This window comes from Paenibacillus sp. FSL K6-1096 (genome assembly GCF_037977055.1).
Classification (GTDB): Bacteria; Bacillota; Bacilli; order Paenibacillales; family Paenibacillaceae; genus Paenibacillus_AQ.
In genome coordinates, this window is the sequence record NZ_CP150274.1 from 5510489 (window position 1) to 5527089 (window position 16601).

General features: G+C 58.5%; 12 protein-coding genes. 11 read left to right on the forward strand and 1 reads right to left on the reverse strand.

All coding sequences use genetic code 11. The annotated features are described in order from the left end of the window. The first annotated feature begins 249 nt into the window (after nt 1-249). The 10 genes from MHI24_RS24450 to MHI24_RS24495 all read left to right on the forward strand — a co-directional run bounded on the left by MHI24_RS24450 (nt 250) and on the right by MHI24_RS24495 (nt 14413). A complete protein-coding gene (locus MHI24_RS24450; protein WP_340022122.1) occupies nt 250-1221 on the forward strand; it encodes a sugar ABC transporter permease in 972 nt (323 codons plus the stop codon). A 16-nt stretch (nt 1222-1237) separates the two neighbouring features. Then, on the forward strand, nt 1238-2122 hold the full coding sequence (locus MHI24_RS24455; RefSeq protein ID WP_340022123.1) for a carbohydrate ABC transporter permease: 885 nt from the start codon (nt 1238-1240) through the stop codon (nt 2120-2122). 43 nt (nt 2123-2165) lie between these two features. Further along, on the forward strand, nt 2166-3773 hold the full coding sequence (locus MHI24_RS24460) for an extracellular solute-binding protein (protein WP_340026774.1): 1608 nt from the start codon (nt 2166-2168) through the stop codon (nt 3771-3773). A gap of 66 nt (nt 3774-3839) precedes the next feature. After that, entirely contained in the window at nt 3840-6233 is a 2394-nt protein-coding gene (locus MHI24_RS24465; RefSeq protein ID WP_340026775.1) for an AraC family transcriptional regulator, read from the forward strand. Between the two features lie 58 nt (nt 6234-6291). Then, on the forward strand, nt 6292-8985 hold the full coding sequence (locus MHI24_RS24470) for a hypothetical protein (RefSeq protein WP_340026776.1): 2694 nt from the start codon (nt 6292-6294) through the stop codon (nt 8983-8985). A gap of 326 nt (nt 8986-9311) precedes the next feature. Continuing rightward, complete coding sequence (locus MHI24_RS24475) at nt 9312-9449, forward strand: hypothetical protein (protein ID WP_340022124.1); 138 nt, start codon at nt 9312-9314, stop codon at nt 9447-9449. Continuing rightward, nucleotides 9430-10125 carry a DUF1961 family protein gene (locus MHI24_RS24480; RefSeq protein ID WP_340022125.1) on the forward strand — a complete coding sequence of 232 codons (696 nt, stop codon included), beginning with the start codon at nt 9430-9432 and terminating at the stop codon, nt 10123-10125. Before MHI24_RS24475 ends, MHI24_RS24480 begins: the two co-directional genes overlap by 20 nt. After that, complete coding sequence (locus tag MHI24_RS24485; RefSeq protein ID WP_340022126.1) at nt 10109-10864, forward strand: polysaccharide deacetylase family protein; 756 nt, start codon at nt 10109-10111, stop codon at nt 10862-10864. The genes MHI24_RS24480 and MHI24_RS24485 overlap by 17 nt, the downstream gene beginning before the upstream one ends. Nucleotides 10865-10976: 112 nt before the next feature. Further along, nucleotides 10977-12173, forward strand: coding sequence for an FG-GAP-like repeat-containing protein (locus MHI24_RS24490; protein ID WP_340026777.1), 1197 nt, complete (start codon nt 10977-10979; stop codon nt 12171-12173). After that, nucleotides 12173-14413: a glycoside hydrolase family 88 protein gene (locus MHI24_RS24495; protein ID WP_340022127.1), complete on the forward strand. Its 2241-nt coding sequence runs from the start codon at nt 12173-12175 to the stop codon at nt 14411-14413. Before MHI24_RS24490 ends, MHI24_RS24495 begins: the two co-directional genes overlap by 1 nt. Before the next feature lie 220 nt (nt 14414-14633). On the opposite strand, the gene MHI24_RS24500 is transcribed toward MHI24_RS24495, so the two are convergent. Further along, nucleotides 14634-14813 carry a hypothetical protein gene (locus tag MHI24_RS24500; protein WP_340022129.1) on the reverse strand — a complete coding sequence of 60 codons (180 nt, stop codon included), beginning with the start codon at nt 14811-14813 and terminating at the stop codon, nt 14634-14636. Nucleotides 14814-15015: 202 nt separating this feature from the next. On the opposite strand from MHI24_RS24500, the gene MHI24_RS24505 reads away from it, so the two are divergent. Next, complete coding sequence (locus tag MHI24_RS24505) at nt 15016-16401, forward strand: MATE family efflux transporter (protein ID WP_340022130.1); 1386 nt, start codon at nt 15016-15018, stop codon at nt 16399-16401. Nucleotides 16402-16601: the final 200 nt, after the last annotated feature.

Below are 16601 nucleotides of genomic sequence, written 5' to 3' on the forward strand. Positions count from 1 at the left end.
GGACAAAGCCCCGCACAGGCTCTGTATTTTTTCTATTCCCCATATCCAAGCAATATAGCCGCCCCCTGCCTCCGCAGGCAATAGTAAAGTTTTGCCGGTTTTGGACTTTATTGCGGAAGCGGCGCTGAGGGCGTGCAAAGCACTGTCCAAAAAGTCCGATTGCCGGAAAAACACCCGCCAACCATAATAGAAAGCGCAACCAAAGCAGTGCAGTGCTAAGGCTGCTTATCCATACGGAGGTGAATGTACATGAAGCAAGGAGCGGCAATGGGGGCAGCAGAGATCAGCGCGGGTACAGGCTTCCGCCGCAGCAGGCGCGAGCAGCGCTTCAGACGTCTCAAGCGGGACAAATGGCTCTACATTCTGCTCAGCCCCGGACTCCTGTATTTCCTGCTGTTCAAATATGTGCCGATGTGGGGAGTGCTGCTCGCCTTCAAAGACTTTCAGCCGTTTCTCGGCTTCTGGAAGAGCAGCTGGGTCGGCTTCGAGCATTTCCGCACGTTTTTTCAGAATCCTGATTTCTTCATGCTGCTGCGCAATACACTGGTGCTGTCGCTGTATAATCTGGTGTTCTTTTTCCCGGCGCCGATTATCCTGGCCCTGCTGCTGAATGAGATCCGGCTATCTTTTTACAAAAGAACGATTCAGACGCTGATCTACGTGCCCCACTTCATCTCCATGGTCATCGTCGCCAGTATCTCCTATGTGTTCCTTACGACACAGGGCGGTGCGGTCAACGAATTCCTCTTCACGGTTACCGGGCGCAAAATCGATTTCCTCGCCAGTCCCGACTGGTTCCGCCCGATGATTATTCTGCAGACCATCTGGAAGGAATGCGGCTGGGGGACGATTATTTTCCTCGCTGCCCTGGCCGGAGTCGATGTGGAGCAATATGAAGCAGCCGTGGTGGACGGGGCCAGCCGCTGGCGCCAGACCTGGCATATTACATTGCCCGCGATCCGCAGCACGATTGTCATTCTGCTGATTCTGCGGATGGGCACAATTCTGGATAACGGCTTCGAGCAGATCTATCTGATGATGAATGCGCTGAACCGTGAGGTGGCCGAGGTCTTCGATACCTATGTGTATGCGCTGGGGATTACCCAGGGGGCGTTCAGCTACAGCACCGCCGTCGGCTTGTTCAAATCGGTCATCGGGGTCGTGCTGGTGCTCGGCACCAACTGGCTCGCCAAGAAGTCGGGCGAATCCGGATTATATTGAAAAGGAGGCCAAAAGTGTGGCTAAACGTTACCGCAGCGCCAGAGAGATCACCTTTGACGTTTTTAATTACGTGGTGCTGGGCATTATCGGGATTGCGGCCATCCTGCCGTTCCTGTTTGTCGTCGCCGGTTCCTTCGCCACCGAGGCGGAAATTACGAAGCGCGCTGTGTTTCTGGTTCCGACGACCATCTCGCTGGACGCGTACCGGTTTATTTTCTCCACGGATACCATTGTCCGCAGCATCGGGGTGTCGCTGTATGTGACGGTGATCGGGACGGCAGTCAATCTGTTCTTCACGGTCACCATGGCGTATCCGATGGCGAAGCGGTACCTGATGGGCCGCAATCTGATCCTCAATCTGGTCATCTTCACCATGCTGTTCGGGGGCGGAATGATTCCCACCTATCTGGTGATCCGCGAGCTGCATCTGCTCGATACGCTGAATGCCTTGATTCTTCCGGGGGCGATCAGCGCCTTCAACCTGATTATCGTCAAAAACTTCTTCCAGGAGCTTCCCGCCGAGATGGAGGAGGCGGCCCGTATCGACGGCTGCACGGAGCTGGGGCTGCTGTGGCGGATTGTGCTGCCGCTGTCGAAGCCGGTGCTGGCGACGTTCACGCTCTTTTATGCGGTCGGACACTGGAATAACTTCTTCTCGGCGCTGCTCTACATCAATGATCCGTCCAAGTGGCCGCTGCAGGTGATGCTGCGCCAGATCGTTATGCTGTCCCAGTCGGCAGCGGGGGATCTCAGCTCCATGGACCCGAATTTCGTGCAGCCGCCTGAGCAGTCCGTCAAAATGGCTGTCATCGTGGTCGGCACCCTGCCGATTATGTGCGTCTATCCGTTTCTGCAAAAGCATTTTGCCAAAGGGGTGATGCTGGGTTCAGTCAAAGGGTAACCGGTTAGTCAACATACAACAGATCAAGGGAGGCCAAGTGATGATGAAGATGATGCGGAGTGAAGGTTCATGGTCTGCGAGAAAAGGGTTGTTCATGCTGCTGGCTATGCTTATGATTCTAAGTGTATTGTCCGGCTGCGGCGGGAATGGCGAGAATGCGGGTGCGGGACAGAAGGAGCCTGCCGGGGACAGCGGGAAGGCGGACAGCACCGCCAAGGCCGAGCAGCCGCTTGCGCTGACACTGATGCTGCCGATTTTCAAAACCAATTATCCAAAGGACGGCAGTCCGGTCGCCGCCAAGCTGGAGGAGCTGACCAATACCAAAATCCATTTCGAATGGGTGCCGAATGCGTCCTATGCCGACAAATTCAACATTACGCTGGCTTCCGGCAAGCTGCCTGATATTATGTATGTAGGTGATGTGAAGGCGTCGAGCTTCGTCAATGCGGCCAGATCAGGCGCTTTTTGGGAGGTGGGTCCGTATCTGAAGGATTATCCGAATCTCAGCGGGGCGAAGGAGGTCATTCTGAATAACTCGGCCATCGACGGCAAGAATTACGGCATCTACAGAGGGCGGGCGCTGGGACGCAACGGCGTGGTCTTCCGCAAGGACTGGATGGAGAAGCTGGGGCTTGAGACCCCGCAGACCGTGGACGATTTCTATAATATGCTGCGGGCGTTCAAGGAGCAGGACCCCGACGGCAACGGCCAGGCGGATACGTACGGCATGGTGCTGGTCAAGTGGACCGGCCAGTGGGCCAGCGGCTTCGATACGATGAAGCTGTGGTTCGGAGCTCCGAACAAGTGGGGCGTGCAGGACGGGAAGCTGGTGCCGGAGCATGAATACCCCGAGTATTTGGAAGCGCTTAAATTTATGAAAAAGCTGTACGACGAGCAGCTGATCAACGCCGACTTCGCGGTGATGGACAGCTCCAAATGGAATGATCCCGTTGTCAACAACAAGGCCGGCGTCATCGTCGATGTGGTCGATAATGCGGCCCGACTGGATGACAAGATTCATGCCGCTCTGCAAAAGGAAGGCAAAGACGAGCCGGAACGCCACTATATGGATGTCATCGGCGGTGTGACCGGAGCGGACGGCGCGCTGCACACCCTACCGACCTCCGGCTTCTCCGGGATGCTGGCGATTCCGAAGTCCTCGGTCAAAACCGAGGAGGAGCTGAAGCGGGTGCTCGCCTTCCTGGGCCGGCTGAATGATGAGGATCTGCAGACGATGCTGAACTATGGAATTGAAGGTGTTCATTACAAGCTGGTGGATGGATATATTGAACGCTCCAGCGATACGGTTCTGCTGGAATCGGAAGTGGAAGGCCTGAACCAGATGCTGCCGTTCATCCCGGAGGACAAGGCGAAGCAGGTGAAGCAGACGCCGCTGCGGCTGAAGCAGACCGAGGTACAGAAGACGAATGAAGCGACGATTGTGACCAATCCGGCGGAAGCGCTGATCTCGGCGGTCTATACGCAGAAGGGCTCGCAGCTCGATAACGTGATCAACGATGCGCGCATCAAATTCATAGTCGGCCAGATGGATGAGGCCGGGTTGAAGGCTGCTTTTGAGGTATGGCGGAAGACTGGCGGGGATGAGCTGGTGAAGGAAATGAATGAATTGTACGCCTCAGGCGGCAAGTAAAGTCCGGCCCTGCTCCAGTCTCCGGCCGGCAGCAACTCTAAACTAAGGATTCGGCTGGTGAAACGAATGGAGAATGAAGCGGCAGGAGCACGGAACAGGTATACCGGAGGCCGGGCGGGACGCAAGGGCCGTTATTACCGCAATAATCTCATTATTGTGCTGATCGTCTCGTCCATTCCCGGGCTGATCATCGGGCTGCTGGTCTATTTTATGGCCGGGGGGAGTCTTGAGAAGGAGCTGCTGCGGATGCATAACCGGCAGATTGAGCAGCGGGCGGACAACATTAATGATCAATTATCCAATCTGGAGCAGATGCTGGCCCACTGGGCCTTCGATCCGAAGTTCGACTACGGATTAAGCCATATGGATTTCATCAAGAATCATGAACGGGCCTGGGATATTACCAAGACGCTGGTTGTGATGCAGGGCTCGAATTCCATGGTGCGGCAGGTCGAGCTGTATCTGGACGGCAATCAGCCGGTGCGCTTCGGTCCGGAATACGGGACGTTGTCTGCGGAGGAGGATGCGCTGTACGGGCAGCTGCTGAAGCAGGAGCGGAGCACGTACTGGACGCAGTGGAGCATTGATCCGGAGAAGCCGGAGCAGAAGGAGCTGACGCTGGTGCACCATATCCCCGGCGGCAGTCTGGAGCCCTTCGGGGCGCTGCTGCTGCGGATGGATACAGAGAAGGTGTCCGGCATGCTGCGGACCATGACCCCGTACAGCACGGGGGAGGTGTTCATGGAGCAGACCACCGGCGGGCTGTTCATCTCGGGCAGCGGGACGGATGCGCCCACGCCGCTGATTGCGGCGCTGCAGGCTGCTATCAAAGCCAGGGGCAGCCGGGCCAGCGGATCATTTCTGTACGACTGGAACGGGGTTACTTATGCGGTGACCTACGGTGATTTCTCGCGGATTGCCAGTGAATGGCGGTATGTGTCGGCTTCGCCGATCTCCAGCGTCACCGCTCCGGTGGTTCGGCTGTCCCGGATGATTATTTTGGTCAGCCTGTGCGCCTTGCTGCTGGCGGCGGTCCTGTCCTGGATTGCTTCCCGCCGAATCTATTCGCCGGTCCGCCGCCTGCTGCAGACGCTGCTCCCGGAGCATGCGGCCGCAGGCGGCCGGGTGGATGAGCTGACACTGATCGAGCGGCACTGGCAGAATCTGCACGGGCAGCAGCATGCCCTCCAGTACACGCTCTCGGAGCAGCTGCCGCATGTGCAGCAGAGCTTCCTGCATCAGTTGTTCCAGGGGTATCTGTATGCCTATTCCGAGCAGGATCTGCAGAGCCGGATGAAGCAGTATAAATGGGAAGTGGAGAACTGTACATTCGTAGTGCTGTATATCCAGCTGACCGGCATCTCCAGCCTGGAGGCCAAATTCCGCAGCGGTGACGAGAGTCTCGTATCGTTCGCGGCTGTAAATATTACCTTGGAGCTTGCCCGGGAGCATTTCGGGCGGGCGGAGACGGTCAATCTGCATGACCTGACCTCCGGCATGCTGCTGATGGAGCCGGGCAGCGGCCCCGACCCGGCCCGCGTGGCCGCCTTCGGTGAAGAGCTGGCGGCTACCCTGAGCCGGATGCTTAAGCTTCAGGCTACGGTGGCGTACAGTGCAAGGATCGGGAGCATCTCCGCGATTCCGCGGGCGTTCGAGGCGGCGAAGCAAGCGGCCAGCCACAGCAGGTACGGCGGCGGGAACCAGATCATCAGCCTGGAGCAGCTGGAGCGGGAGGGGCAGGGCGCCCCATTGCCGCAGTATTCCTTCGCGCTGGAGCGCGGGCTGATTCAGGCGTTGCGGACCGGCGAGGCGGAGGAGGCGGACCGGCTGCTGGAGGAATTCCTGGAGACGCTCTCCGCAGGCGGCGCGAAGGTGATCGACGTACAGCAGGGCATGCTGCATCTGCTCGGCGCGATCCTTCATGCGGTGATGGAGGCCGGGATAACCCAGAGCGAGCTGCTGCGCGGCAGGAATCTGTATGCCAGCCTCTCACAGATTCATGAGCCGGGCCTGATTCTCTCCTGGTTCCGCACGCAGGTGACCGCTCCCTTCCTGAAGGAGCTGTGTGAACGGTCTGACGCCGGTATAAGACGGACGATTGATCAGGCGATGCTGTACATTCAGCACCATTATATGGACAATATCTCGCTGGACAGCTGTGCGGATCATACAGGTACCAGCCCTTTTCTGCTCAGCAAGTCGTTCAAGCGGGTCACCGGGCAGAACTTCATTGATTATCTAACGGAATTACGGATTACCAAGGCGAAGGAGCTGCTGCGGGACACGGACCTGAAGATGAACGATGTCGCCTTGCAGGTCGGCTATCAGCAGAGCTATTTCAACCGGATTTTCAAAAAACAGGAGGACATCACGCCGACACGTTACCGTGAGCTAAGCCGGCAGGAGGGGGAGAAGGCGAACGGGACCCGGGTGCGGAGAGGGCAAGGGGAGAACGGCTGAGCCTGCTCTCTGCCCAAGTGATGTCACCATAATAAGGAGATGACCGAAAATGACCGCTATGTCCTCGGCCCCGCCGGTTCCATTACGGTGGCTGAACCCGCCTGCTGCGGCTGCGGGGGTGACCTGGGGTGTCCCCTGGTCTAAGGGCGATCTGAAGCGCGGCGAACTGGCTGCGCTATGTCTTAGCAGAGCAGACGATGGCTCCTGTCTGCCGCTGCAGAGCCGCCCGGCCGCGTATTGGCCGGACGGCAGCATCAAATGGTCCCTGCATTCTGCCGTATGCCCTGAAGGGAATCCGGCAGGATATACGCTGGAACGCTCTGCCGGGCAGAGTGTTGTGCCCGCAGCCTTCCGGGTATCCGTTGAAGAAACGGAGGAGGCTTATATTGTTGATACCGGCAGCATTGTATGCACCGTGGTCAAGCACGGCCCGGGCGTGATCTCGCGGATCATCCGCCGGGAGACGGCGGAATCCGGGGGAGCCGAGGGCGATCGCGGATATTACAGAGCTACGGGGGCTGGGTTAGGATCTGGTGCGGGTAAGCTGGTGTGCAGCGGAAGCGAGCTGGTCTGTCTCCGTGAGCAGCGGGACATCCTCAGCGGGGAGCTGACGCTGCGGCAGGAGCGGTTCACCGGAGTGACGCTGAAGGCCAGGCTGGAGGAGCGGGGACCGGTGCGTGCCGTGATCCGGCTGGACGGGCGGCACCGAAGCACAAGGGGAGCCAGGGAATGGCTTCCTTATACGTTGCGGCTCTATTTCTATGCCGGGCTTGCGTCCATCCGTCTGGTGCATACCTTTCATTATGACGGCAACCCGCAGCAGGATTTCATTAAGGGGCTGGGCCTGCTGTTCAAGGTGCCGCTCAGCGGTCCGCTGTATAACCGCCATGTCCGGCTGGCGGGCAGCGGGGGATTCTTCAGCGAATCCCCCAAGACGCTCCAGACCCGCAGAACCCGGGGCAAATATGCCGAGATGTTCGCCGGTCAGCTTGAGGGGCAGAGCCAGCAGTTCGATCCTGTTGAGGATGCATACTTCATGGGATTGCTTCAGGATTCTGCGGTATGGGATGATTTCCGGCTGGTACAGGATTCGTCCGAGCATTATGTTGTGCATAAGCGTACCGGACCGGAGTGCACCTGGATTAAAGGAGCGGAAGGCCGGAGGGCAGGAGGACTGGGCTATGTCGGCTGTGACGGCGGAGGACTGGCGGCCGGAGTGAAGGATTTCTGGCAAAAGCACCCGTCCGGGCTGGAGATCAGCGGTACCTCCGGCGCGGAAGCGGCGTTAACCGTCTGGTTCTGGACGCCGGAGGCTCCGGCGATGGACCTGCGCCACTACGATACGAAGACGCATGTCGAGTCTTCCTACGAAGGAGCGGAGGAGCTGCGGGCAACCCCTTACGGTATCGCCAATACGAATGAGCTGACCTTGTGGTGTACTGCGCGGACTCCGGATTCCGGGCAGCTTCGGGTGATGCAGCAGCAGGCGGATGAACCGCCGCTGCTGGTCTGCAAGCCGGAGTATTACCACCGCAGCCGGGCGTTTGGACTGTGGAGCCTGCCGGACCGGAGCACCCCGGTCAAGGCGTATCTTGAGGAGCGGCTGGACGGGATTATCGGCTTTTACCAGAAGGAGATTGAGCAGCGCAAGTGGTACGGCCTGTGGGATTACGGCGACTTCATGCACAGCTATGATCCGGTCCGCCATGTCTGGAATTATGATCTGGGCGGCTGTGCCTGGCAGAATGCCGAGCTGGTGCCGAATATGTGGCTGTGGGTGAGCTTCCTGCGGACCGGGCGCGCGGATATCTACCGGATGGCCGAGGCGATGACCCGGCATACCAGCGAGGTGGATGTGTATCATTTCGGGGAATATGCAGGCCTCGGCTCGCGGCATAATGTCGTGCATTGGGGCTGCGGCTGCAAGGAGGCACGGATTGCCATGGCCGGACTGCACCGCTATTACTATTATCTTACCGGGGATGAGCGGACGGGCGACATCATGGACAGTGTGAAGGATGCCGATTATTCCACGGTGAATCTGGACCCGATGCGGGCTTATTTTGCGAAGGATGAATTCAAGACCCATGTGCGGGTGGGACCGGACTGGGCTGCGTTCAGCTCCAATTGGATGACCCGCTGGGAACGTTATGAGGATACGGCCTACCGTGACAAAATCCTAACCGGCATCGGCTGCATCAAAGCAGCCAATCTGCGGCTGATCTCCGGTCCAACCTATGGTTATGATCCGGCCACGGGAATTCTCAGTCCGATGGGCGATGACAACTGGGGACGGCACCTGGCAATCTGCATGGGCGGGCCGCAGGTGTGGTTCGAGCTGGCGATGATGCTGGAGGACCCGGAGTGGGAAGACATGCTCGCTGAGTTCGGCGTCTTCTATAACTTGCCTGAGGAAGAGCAGCGGCTTAGATCCGGGGGAGCGATTACAGGCAAGCAGCGCTTCGAGCATCCGGTGCTGAGTGTGGCTATTGCCGCCTATGGCGCATGGGTCAAGGATGACCGGGCTACGGCGGAGCTTTGCTGGAGCATCTTGCTTGAGAATCCGTTCGGGAAGCTCCGGCTGGAGGAGGAACTGAAGCGGGTTATGTATACGGAAGCGCTCGATGAGATTGACTGGATGAATACGAATGAAGCCTCGCAGTGGTCGCTCAACACAATCATTGCACTGGAGCTGATTGCTGAGGCCCTGCCTGCACGGGAAGCAGGATCGGGTTTAACTCACCCTGATTAGGCTGCAAGGGGTAGCCTTAGTTGTAATTTGTACAACTAAATTGCCGGATGTGCGGCCGAATCTCCGCTTAGTTGTATTTCCTGCACTTAAAATGCCACTAGTTCTGGATTTTCGCCCATCCGGGCAAATTTAGTTGCACAGACTACAATTAGATGGGGAAGTCCACCTGTTTCACTGTTTTTAGTTGTACAGAAGACACTTATCCCTGTTGCTTCGCTACGAACGCAGCTTCATCCCTTACCCCATTTATGGAATGAAATCACTTGTTATATTCGGATGGTCTACTAGTAGCTTAGCTAATGTGAAAGATGGAGGAAGTGCTGGGAATGGTGCGTGAATTGCTGATAAGGCTGGTTCATGAACTGGTGCAGAAGCTGGGATTAGCGCTAGGGCCGCTGTCAGAGCTGACAATAATACCGGTGCTGGGAAAGGTGAGGTGGTTCAATGACTACGCTACAGGATAGAACCGGAATTCCTGAGGGCTGGCGGGAGATCTACCGCAATACGCTGGAGGGTCCCGCGCAGGTGGAAGGCTTCCGGATGGAAGGCGATGGTGCAGTTTCGTTTCCGCAGGGGCGGCTGCGGCTGGAGAGCACCCGGGGGGCTGAGGAAGGTCAGAAGGCGAACGTGGTTTACTGGTGTCCTGAGATTTTTCCGGCGGAGCTGGCTGTATCCTGGCGTTTCCGTCCGCTGCGGGAGCCGGGGCTGGCCATTCTGTTCTTCGCGGCTGCCGGTGCCGGGGGCAAGGATCTGTTCGACCCGTCCCTGCTGATCCGCACGGGCGAATATGACCAGTACCATCATGGGGAGATGGATGCCTATCATATCTCGTATTTTCGCCGGATGTGGGAGGTGGAGCGGGCTTTTCACACCTGTAATCTGCGCAAAAGCTACGGCTTCCACCTTGTCGCTCAAGGCGCTGATCCGCTCCCGGATACCGCCGATATGACGGAGGCCTACCGGATGCTGTTGGTGAAGCGGGGGGCTGCGGTGACCTTTAGCATCAATGAATTGCCGGTGCTGCACTGGGTGGATGACGGCTCGTCCTTCGGTCCGCTGCTCGGCGCAGGCAGACTTGGCTTCCGGCAAATGGCTCCGCTGATAGCGGAATATAGCGACCTGATTGTCTTTGCTCCATGAGGATGCTGGCTGGGCGGATGAACGGCTGGTCGGCCTGTTCAATCAATATGGAATCAAGGGCAACTTCCATCTGAATTCCGGGCTGCTTGGCGAAGGGGACCGCATCAGGGCGGATGAGGTTGCAGGACTCTACCACGGACATGAGGTCAGCGTGCATACGCGGAGTCATCCGACGCTGGCGCGCTGCCCGCAGGAGCTGGCCGTGGAGGAGATTATGGAGGACCGCAGGGTGCTGGAAGGGCTGGTCCGCCAGCCTGTGCGCGGGATGTCTTACCCTAACGGCTCCTATACGCAGGAGATCAAGGCGCTGCTGCCGCATCTGGGCATTGAATATGCCCGCACAGTGCAGTCTGCCGGCGGGTTCGCTCTCCCGGAGGACTGGCTGGAATGGCAGGCGACCTGTCATCATAACCGGGAGCTGCTGGCTCACGGGGAGGCTTTTGTGGGGCTTCATAAGCGGCAGTATCTGTACCTGATGGTTGTATGGGGACATAGCTACGAGTTCGACAATGACAACAACTGGGACCTGATGGAGTGCTTCTGCGCCATGGCGGGCGGACGCGGCGACATCTGGTATGCGACCAATCTGGAGCTGGTGCATTACATGAAGGCCTGCCGGGGGCTGCTGTTCTCGGCGGCAAGGGACTTTGTCTATAATCCGGGAGCGGCTGCTGTCTGGCTGGAGGTTGACGGTACGGTAGTCGAGGTGCCCGGGGGACAGACTGTCGATCTGGGCTGATACAGAACAGGAATAGAGTGAAGGAGGAAATACTGTGAATCATACGGATCATAGTCAAAAGCTGCACCGGCTGGCCGGGCTGGATATCTCCGCCGCCGGTCCAAGATGCAAAATGCTGCTCGGCGATCTGGACGGTGACGGCCGGGCTGAGCTGCTGCTGGTGCAGCCGGATAACCGCCAGGATGTCCGTTATATTCCGCATCAGGTGCAATGCCTGACGGCCTATAATCTGGACGGCCGTCTGCTGTGGCAGACGGGGAAGCCGGACCCGGGTGCGGGCAGCCAAGGCTCGGATTATCCGGCGCAGATTGCCGATATCGATGGGGACGGGGCGCTGGAGGTGCTGTGTGTGATGGAGGATCAGCTGCATATTCTGGAGGGGGCGACGGGCAAAGTCAAAGCGGTTCATCCGCTGCCGGCGAAGGAGGCTCATGACTGCATCATTATTGCCAACCTGTCAGGCGGGGACTATCCTTCCGACATCATTCTCAAAGACCGCTACCATCAGCTGTGGGCGCTGGACCGGGACCTCCGGCTGCTCTGGACCCGTCAGGGCAATGTAGGGCATTATCCCTGGGTGTACGATCTGGACGGTGACGGGCGCGACGAGGTGATGGCCGGATATGATCTGCTGAGCGCGGAGGGCAAGCTGCTATGGAGCTGCAAGGATCTGGAGGATCACGCGGATTGCCTGTGGGTGGGCGATGTCAACGGAGACGGACTGCCGGAGCTGGTCATCGGCGGCAGTGTGACGGTGATGTACGACCGCAACGGGCGTGAGCTGTGGCGGTACGAAGGCTCTGTCGAGTCGCAGCATCTGGCACTCGGGCGGTTCCGCCCCGACCTGCCTGGCCTGCAGATTGCGGGCCTTGACCGTCTGGTCCGCGAGGATGACGGCAAGGGTCTGCGGGGCAAGGACGCCATGTTCCTGCTGGACCAATCCGGCCGGGAGCTATGGAAGGAAGAGCGTACCACCGACGGCTGGCTGACCATTGTCGAAGCCGTCAGCCGGTTCTCGCCGGAGGCACCGGACTATATTCTGGCCTACCGCCGGGGAGAGTCTGTGCTTCCTGCCCTCTATGACGGCCATATGAATATCGTAGCCGAATTCGCCGAGCAGGGCTACGCCGTGCACGGGGATCTGCTGGGCAGCGGAACGGAGCAGGTCATTGTATACACAGATGAACTTGCCGCCGTCTACGCCGGTGAACCGCTCCCGCTGCAAGCCGTCCGCCCCGGACAGCCGCTGCCCCAGCCTAAACGGCTGTACAGCTCCACCCTGTACCCTGGCGGTGAGGTGGTGTTGTGATGGGGGGCGGTGAAGTTCCCTCCTACTTTCATCCGCGTCTTTCTATCGTCCGTACAGCCGGAGACCATACGGAAGCAATACTTGCCATCATTGCGAACCGCTATATTGGTGCGAATCCGCCGCAGCCTCCGGTCTACCGTGTGCATCTGGAGGATAGCTTCCCGCGTCTGGCGGATTGCCGGTACGAGATGAACCTGAAGCAGCGGCTGCCCGATTTGCAGGACGGGGAATTTGTCTATGCCTGGGGGAAGCTGTGGAGCGATGCAGACAGCGAAATCCCGCTCGCGCTCAGCTGCTTCGGCCCGGTGACGGTCTATGTGGGCGGCGTTGCCGTGTTCGCGTCCAATCTGAACGATGATGTGTTCCCGGACCGCAAGGCGTTCTTTCGTACCGGGCTGAAGGCAGGCTGGAATCACTTCCTGCTGGAATGCACCGCCGTAGGCACCGGCTGCGGCGGGATCTTCGGCACCGGGAGTGTGAAGGGTGCGCCGCTGCATTTCCTGGCCCCGACTGCGGAGCGGAGCGGCTGTGAGGGCTGGATCTACAGCGAACCGCAGCAGCGCAGGTGGGCGGTGCTGCCGGAGGCTGGGGAGGCCGCCGAAGCCAGGGAGGGCGGTGAAGCCGCAGAGGCCGCCGAAGCTGCGCTGGCGGCCCGCTGTACCTGGTATCCGGCGGCCGGATGGCCGGATACCCAGGCGCAGAGCGGGAACCTCGCGCGCACACTCGGCGCGGCGGTGCCCGGCGCGGCGGCGTTGGCCTGGAGCCGGCTGGCGGTGAGTGCGCCGGGCGGAGCTGACGTCCGGCTGATTCTCCGCAGCCGGGAGGTAGCGGCACTCAAGGTCTATGTGGATGGCAGGCTTGCCGCCATCCAGCCCGAAGAGAGTGCCGAGTGTGTGCTGCCGCTGAGCTTCGGCAGCCATGAGCTGCTGGTCGAGGCCGTGTGCGGCGGCCCCGGCTGGGGCTTCCGCCTGGAAGCGGCGGGGGCAGCTCTGGTGAGTCCCTATCCGGTGGAAGGGCAGACCGGACCGTGGCTATACCTGGGCCCGTTCCTGCAATCGGCGGCACCACTGCCTATGGATGCAGCTTCTATGGATATTCCCTTTGGGGAAGGGGCGGAGGAATGCTTTTGGCGGGTGGACCGCCCTGGCGGCGCAGTCAGGCCATATCTGGAGAGTACACTGTACGGACGCTGGAACTATCCGCTGGGTGTGACCCTCTATGGCCTGCTGCGTACCGGTCAGGCTCTGGGCGAGATCCACTATTCCGCTTATGCCAGGGGACATATTGAACAGTGTACCCGGCTTCATGCGTATGCGCTCTGGGACTGCAGCCGCTACGGTGCTCCGGGGATTAACCAGCAGCTGGCGCTTATGGATTCACTGGATGACTGCGGCTCCTTCGGTGCGGCGATGCTGGCCGCTCATGCCGGACAGCCATTGCAAGGAGCGCCCGAAGCAGCGGCGTACATCGCCCGGTATATTCATGAGACGCAGTCCCGCGATGCGGAGGGGGCGCTCTACCGTACACGGGGCACCACCGACTTCATGCAGGGCACGATGTGGTGCGATGATCTCTATATGAGCACTCCGTTCCTGAGCCGGTATTATCTGCTGACGGGAGATACCGCTTATCTGGATGATGCAATATCTCAATTCCGGTATTACCGTAACCGCCTGTTCCAGCCGGAGCTTGGCATTATGCATCATGTGTATGACTACAAATTCGGTAAACCTAATGGTGTAGCCTGGGGCCGAGGCAACGGCTGGGTACTGTTCTCGCTGACTGAGCTGCTGGAGGTACTGCCGGAGCAGCATCCGCAGCGGGAAGAGCTGCTGGATTATTACCGGCTGCTGTGCGAAGGATATCTACGGCTGCAGGACGCCGCAGGCTTATGGCATCAGGTTCTGACTGATCCTGAATCCTATGCGGAGGCATCCTGCTCGTCGATGTTTGTGTATGCTTTGGCCCGCGGCGTGCGCAGAGGTTGGCTGCCGGAGCCTTATCCATATGCCGATGCAGCACTGCGCGGCTGGACGGCGCTGGCCGAGTACTGCATCGACCATCAGGGGAACGTCTATGGCGTCTGCCGGGGATCGGGCTATTCGTTCAATCCGCTATATTACAAGGAACAGCTCACCTGGCAGCTCAACGATACCCACGGAATCGGCATTGTGCTGCTGGCCGGTATTGAAGCGCTTGAGCTTAGGCGGGAGCTGGAGGCGGGCAGTGAGCGGAAATGAAAGGGATAATTCCCTCTGAGCCGCCAGAACGAGGTGCATTAGTGCACCAGAATTCGTGAATAGTTGGCGAAACGAGCGAATGAGGTGCATTAGTGCACCTGAATTCCATACCATAGTGCCATAGCCGCGCCAAAACCCCGCAGGAGAGAACTCTCTTCCTGCGGGGTTTTGGCGATCGATGTGTGCCCTACGGGTATGTAGCATAAGCCAGGCTGTGCGGTTAATCCTTATCGATCAGCTCCAGCTTTTCGAGGATTTTGATGGTGGTGACGGCGGATAGCTGTACAGCTAATTGGATGCTGGCCTGGTTGTTCCCATTCTGCTCTAAGGCAGCCTGGTTCTCGGATAAGACTTCTTCCGTAACCTGCTGGATCAGACTTTTGACGATCTCGTTATTCATAAGCGGGCTCCTCCTTCCGATAGTAAATAGTCTCATCCTATATGTCGGCCGGACCTGGGATTTTACTTAGGAGCAAGAACTTCTAAACAGTGATATGGACGAATTTCACTCTTTGCACAGACTTTAAACCGATTCTGTAGTAAACTGGAAGGAATGTATAGTAAGCCTGCAATTATTCTACAGAAAAGAATGTGATCCGTGTATGCAGCTTCAAGCGCCTCAACCGGCCAGGAAATGGCTGGAGAAATATCTGTCCGGGCAAAGTATGGATTATCGGCAAATTATCGCTTTGTTTATCCCGATTCTGATTGACCAGGCCTTCATTATCGGGCTGAATCTGGTCAACACCGCCATGATCAGCTCGTCCGGGATGGCGGCGGTCAGTGCGGTGAATATGGTGGATTCACTGAATATTTTCCTCGTTAATGTGTTCGTGGCGATTGCGACCGGGGGGACGGTGGTGGTAGCGCAGTATAAGGGCAGCGGCAACGACCGGATGGTCTCCCAGGCCACGGCCGGCTCCGTTACCTCAGTGTCGCTGATGGCAGTGGGCATCGGGCTGCTGCTCATGGCCTTCCATACGCCAATTCTGAATCTGCTGTTCGGGACGGCCTCCGCCGATGTGCTGGATAATGCCCGGATCTATATGATCGGCAGCAGTATCTCCTATCTGGGGATTGCCGTAGTCCAGGCTGTCTGCGGTGCACTGCGCGGTGTGGGCCGGACGCGGGCCTCGCTGATGCTGTCGCTGATGATGAACCTGCTGTATGTCCTCTTGAATGTGGTCTTCATTAATCTGCTGAACATGGGCGTGCTGGGCATGACGCTTGCAGTCAATATCGCCCGGTACTCGGGATTGATCTTCGCCCTGGTGTACCTGTTCAAGATGGATACCGTGCTGCGCGTGCGCGTCAAGGACCTGTTCCATGTGCCGATCGAGATGCTGCGCAAAATTATGTTCATCGGCCTGCCGTTCGCGGCGGAGCAGATGTTCTTCAACGGGGGCAAGCTGCTGACCCAGATCTTCATTGTCAGCATGGGAACCTATGCGATTGCCACTAATGCGATTGCCGGGTCTCTGGCGATGGTCTTCCAGATTCCGGCCAGTGCCATGTCGCTGACCATTGTCACCGTAGTCGGCCAGTGTATCGGACGCGGGGATGTGGCCGATGCCCGGAAGTTCATCAAGTCGTTCCTCTGGCTCGGGTCCGCCTCCTATGTCCTGATCGCCCTGATCCTGATGCCGATGTTCTATCCGCTGGTGTCGATTTTCTCGCCGCCTAAGGAGATTATCGGTGATCTGTTCGTGGTGCTGCTGGTGAATGCGATTGCCCAGATTCCGCTGTGGGCGTTCAGCTTCATTCTGCCGTCCGCGCTGCGGGCAGCGGGAGATTCCCGCTTCACCTCAATCGCCTCCATGCTGACGATGTGGCTGTTCCGGGTTGTCTTCGGCTATATTCTCGGGATTGTGCTGGGCTACGGCGTGCTCGGCGTATGGCTGGCGATGAACTGTGAATGGGCGGTCCGCGGAGCGGTATTCCTCTGGCGCTTCCGGGGCACGAAGTGGTATGCACACAAGCTGATATAGAAGCTTCCGGCACGAAGACCCCTGATCCAGGGGTCTTCTTTGCTGTGCAGTAAGACAGAATCACCTATAAAAAGTTCGACACAACCTTTAGTTTCAGGTAAGACGCGTTTTTGCCGGTATGCTACGATTTGGGTGGTGAAGGGGGAGGCTTCCACATTAACTGTAAGCGCTTAACTCATTGAACCCAAAATTCATACAGA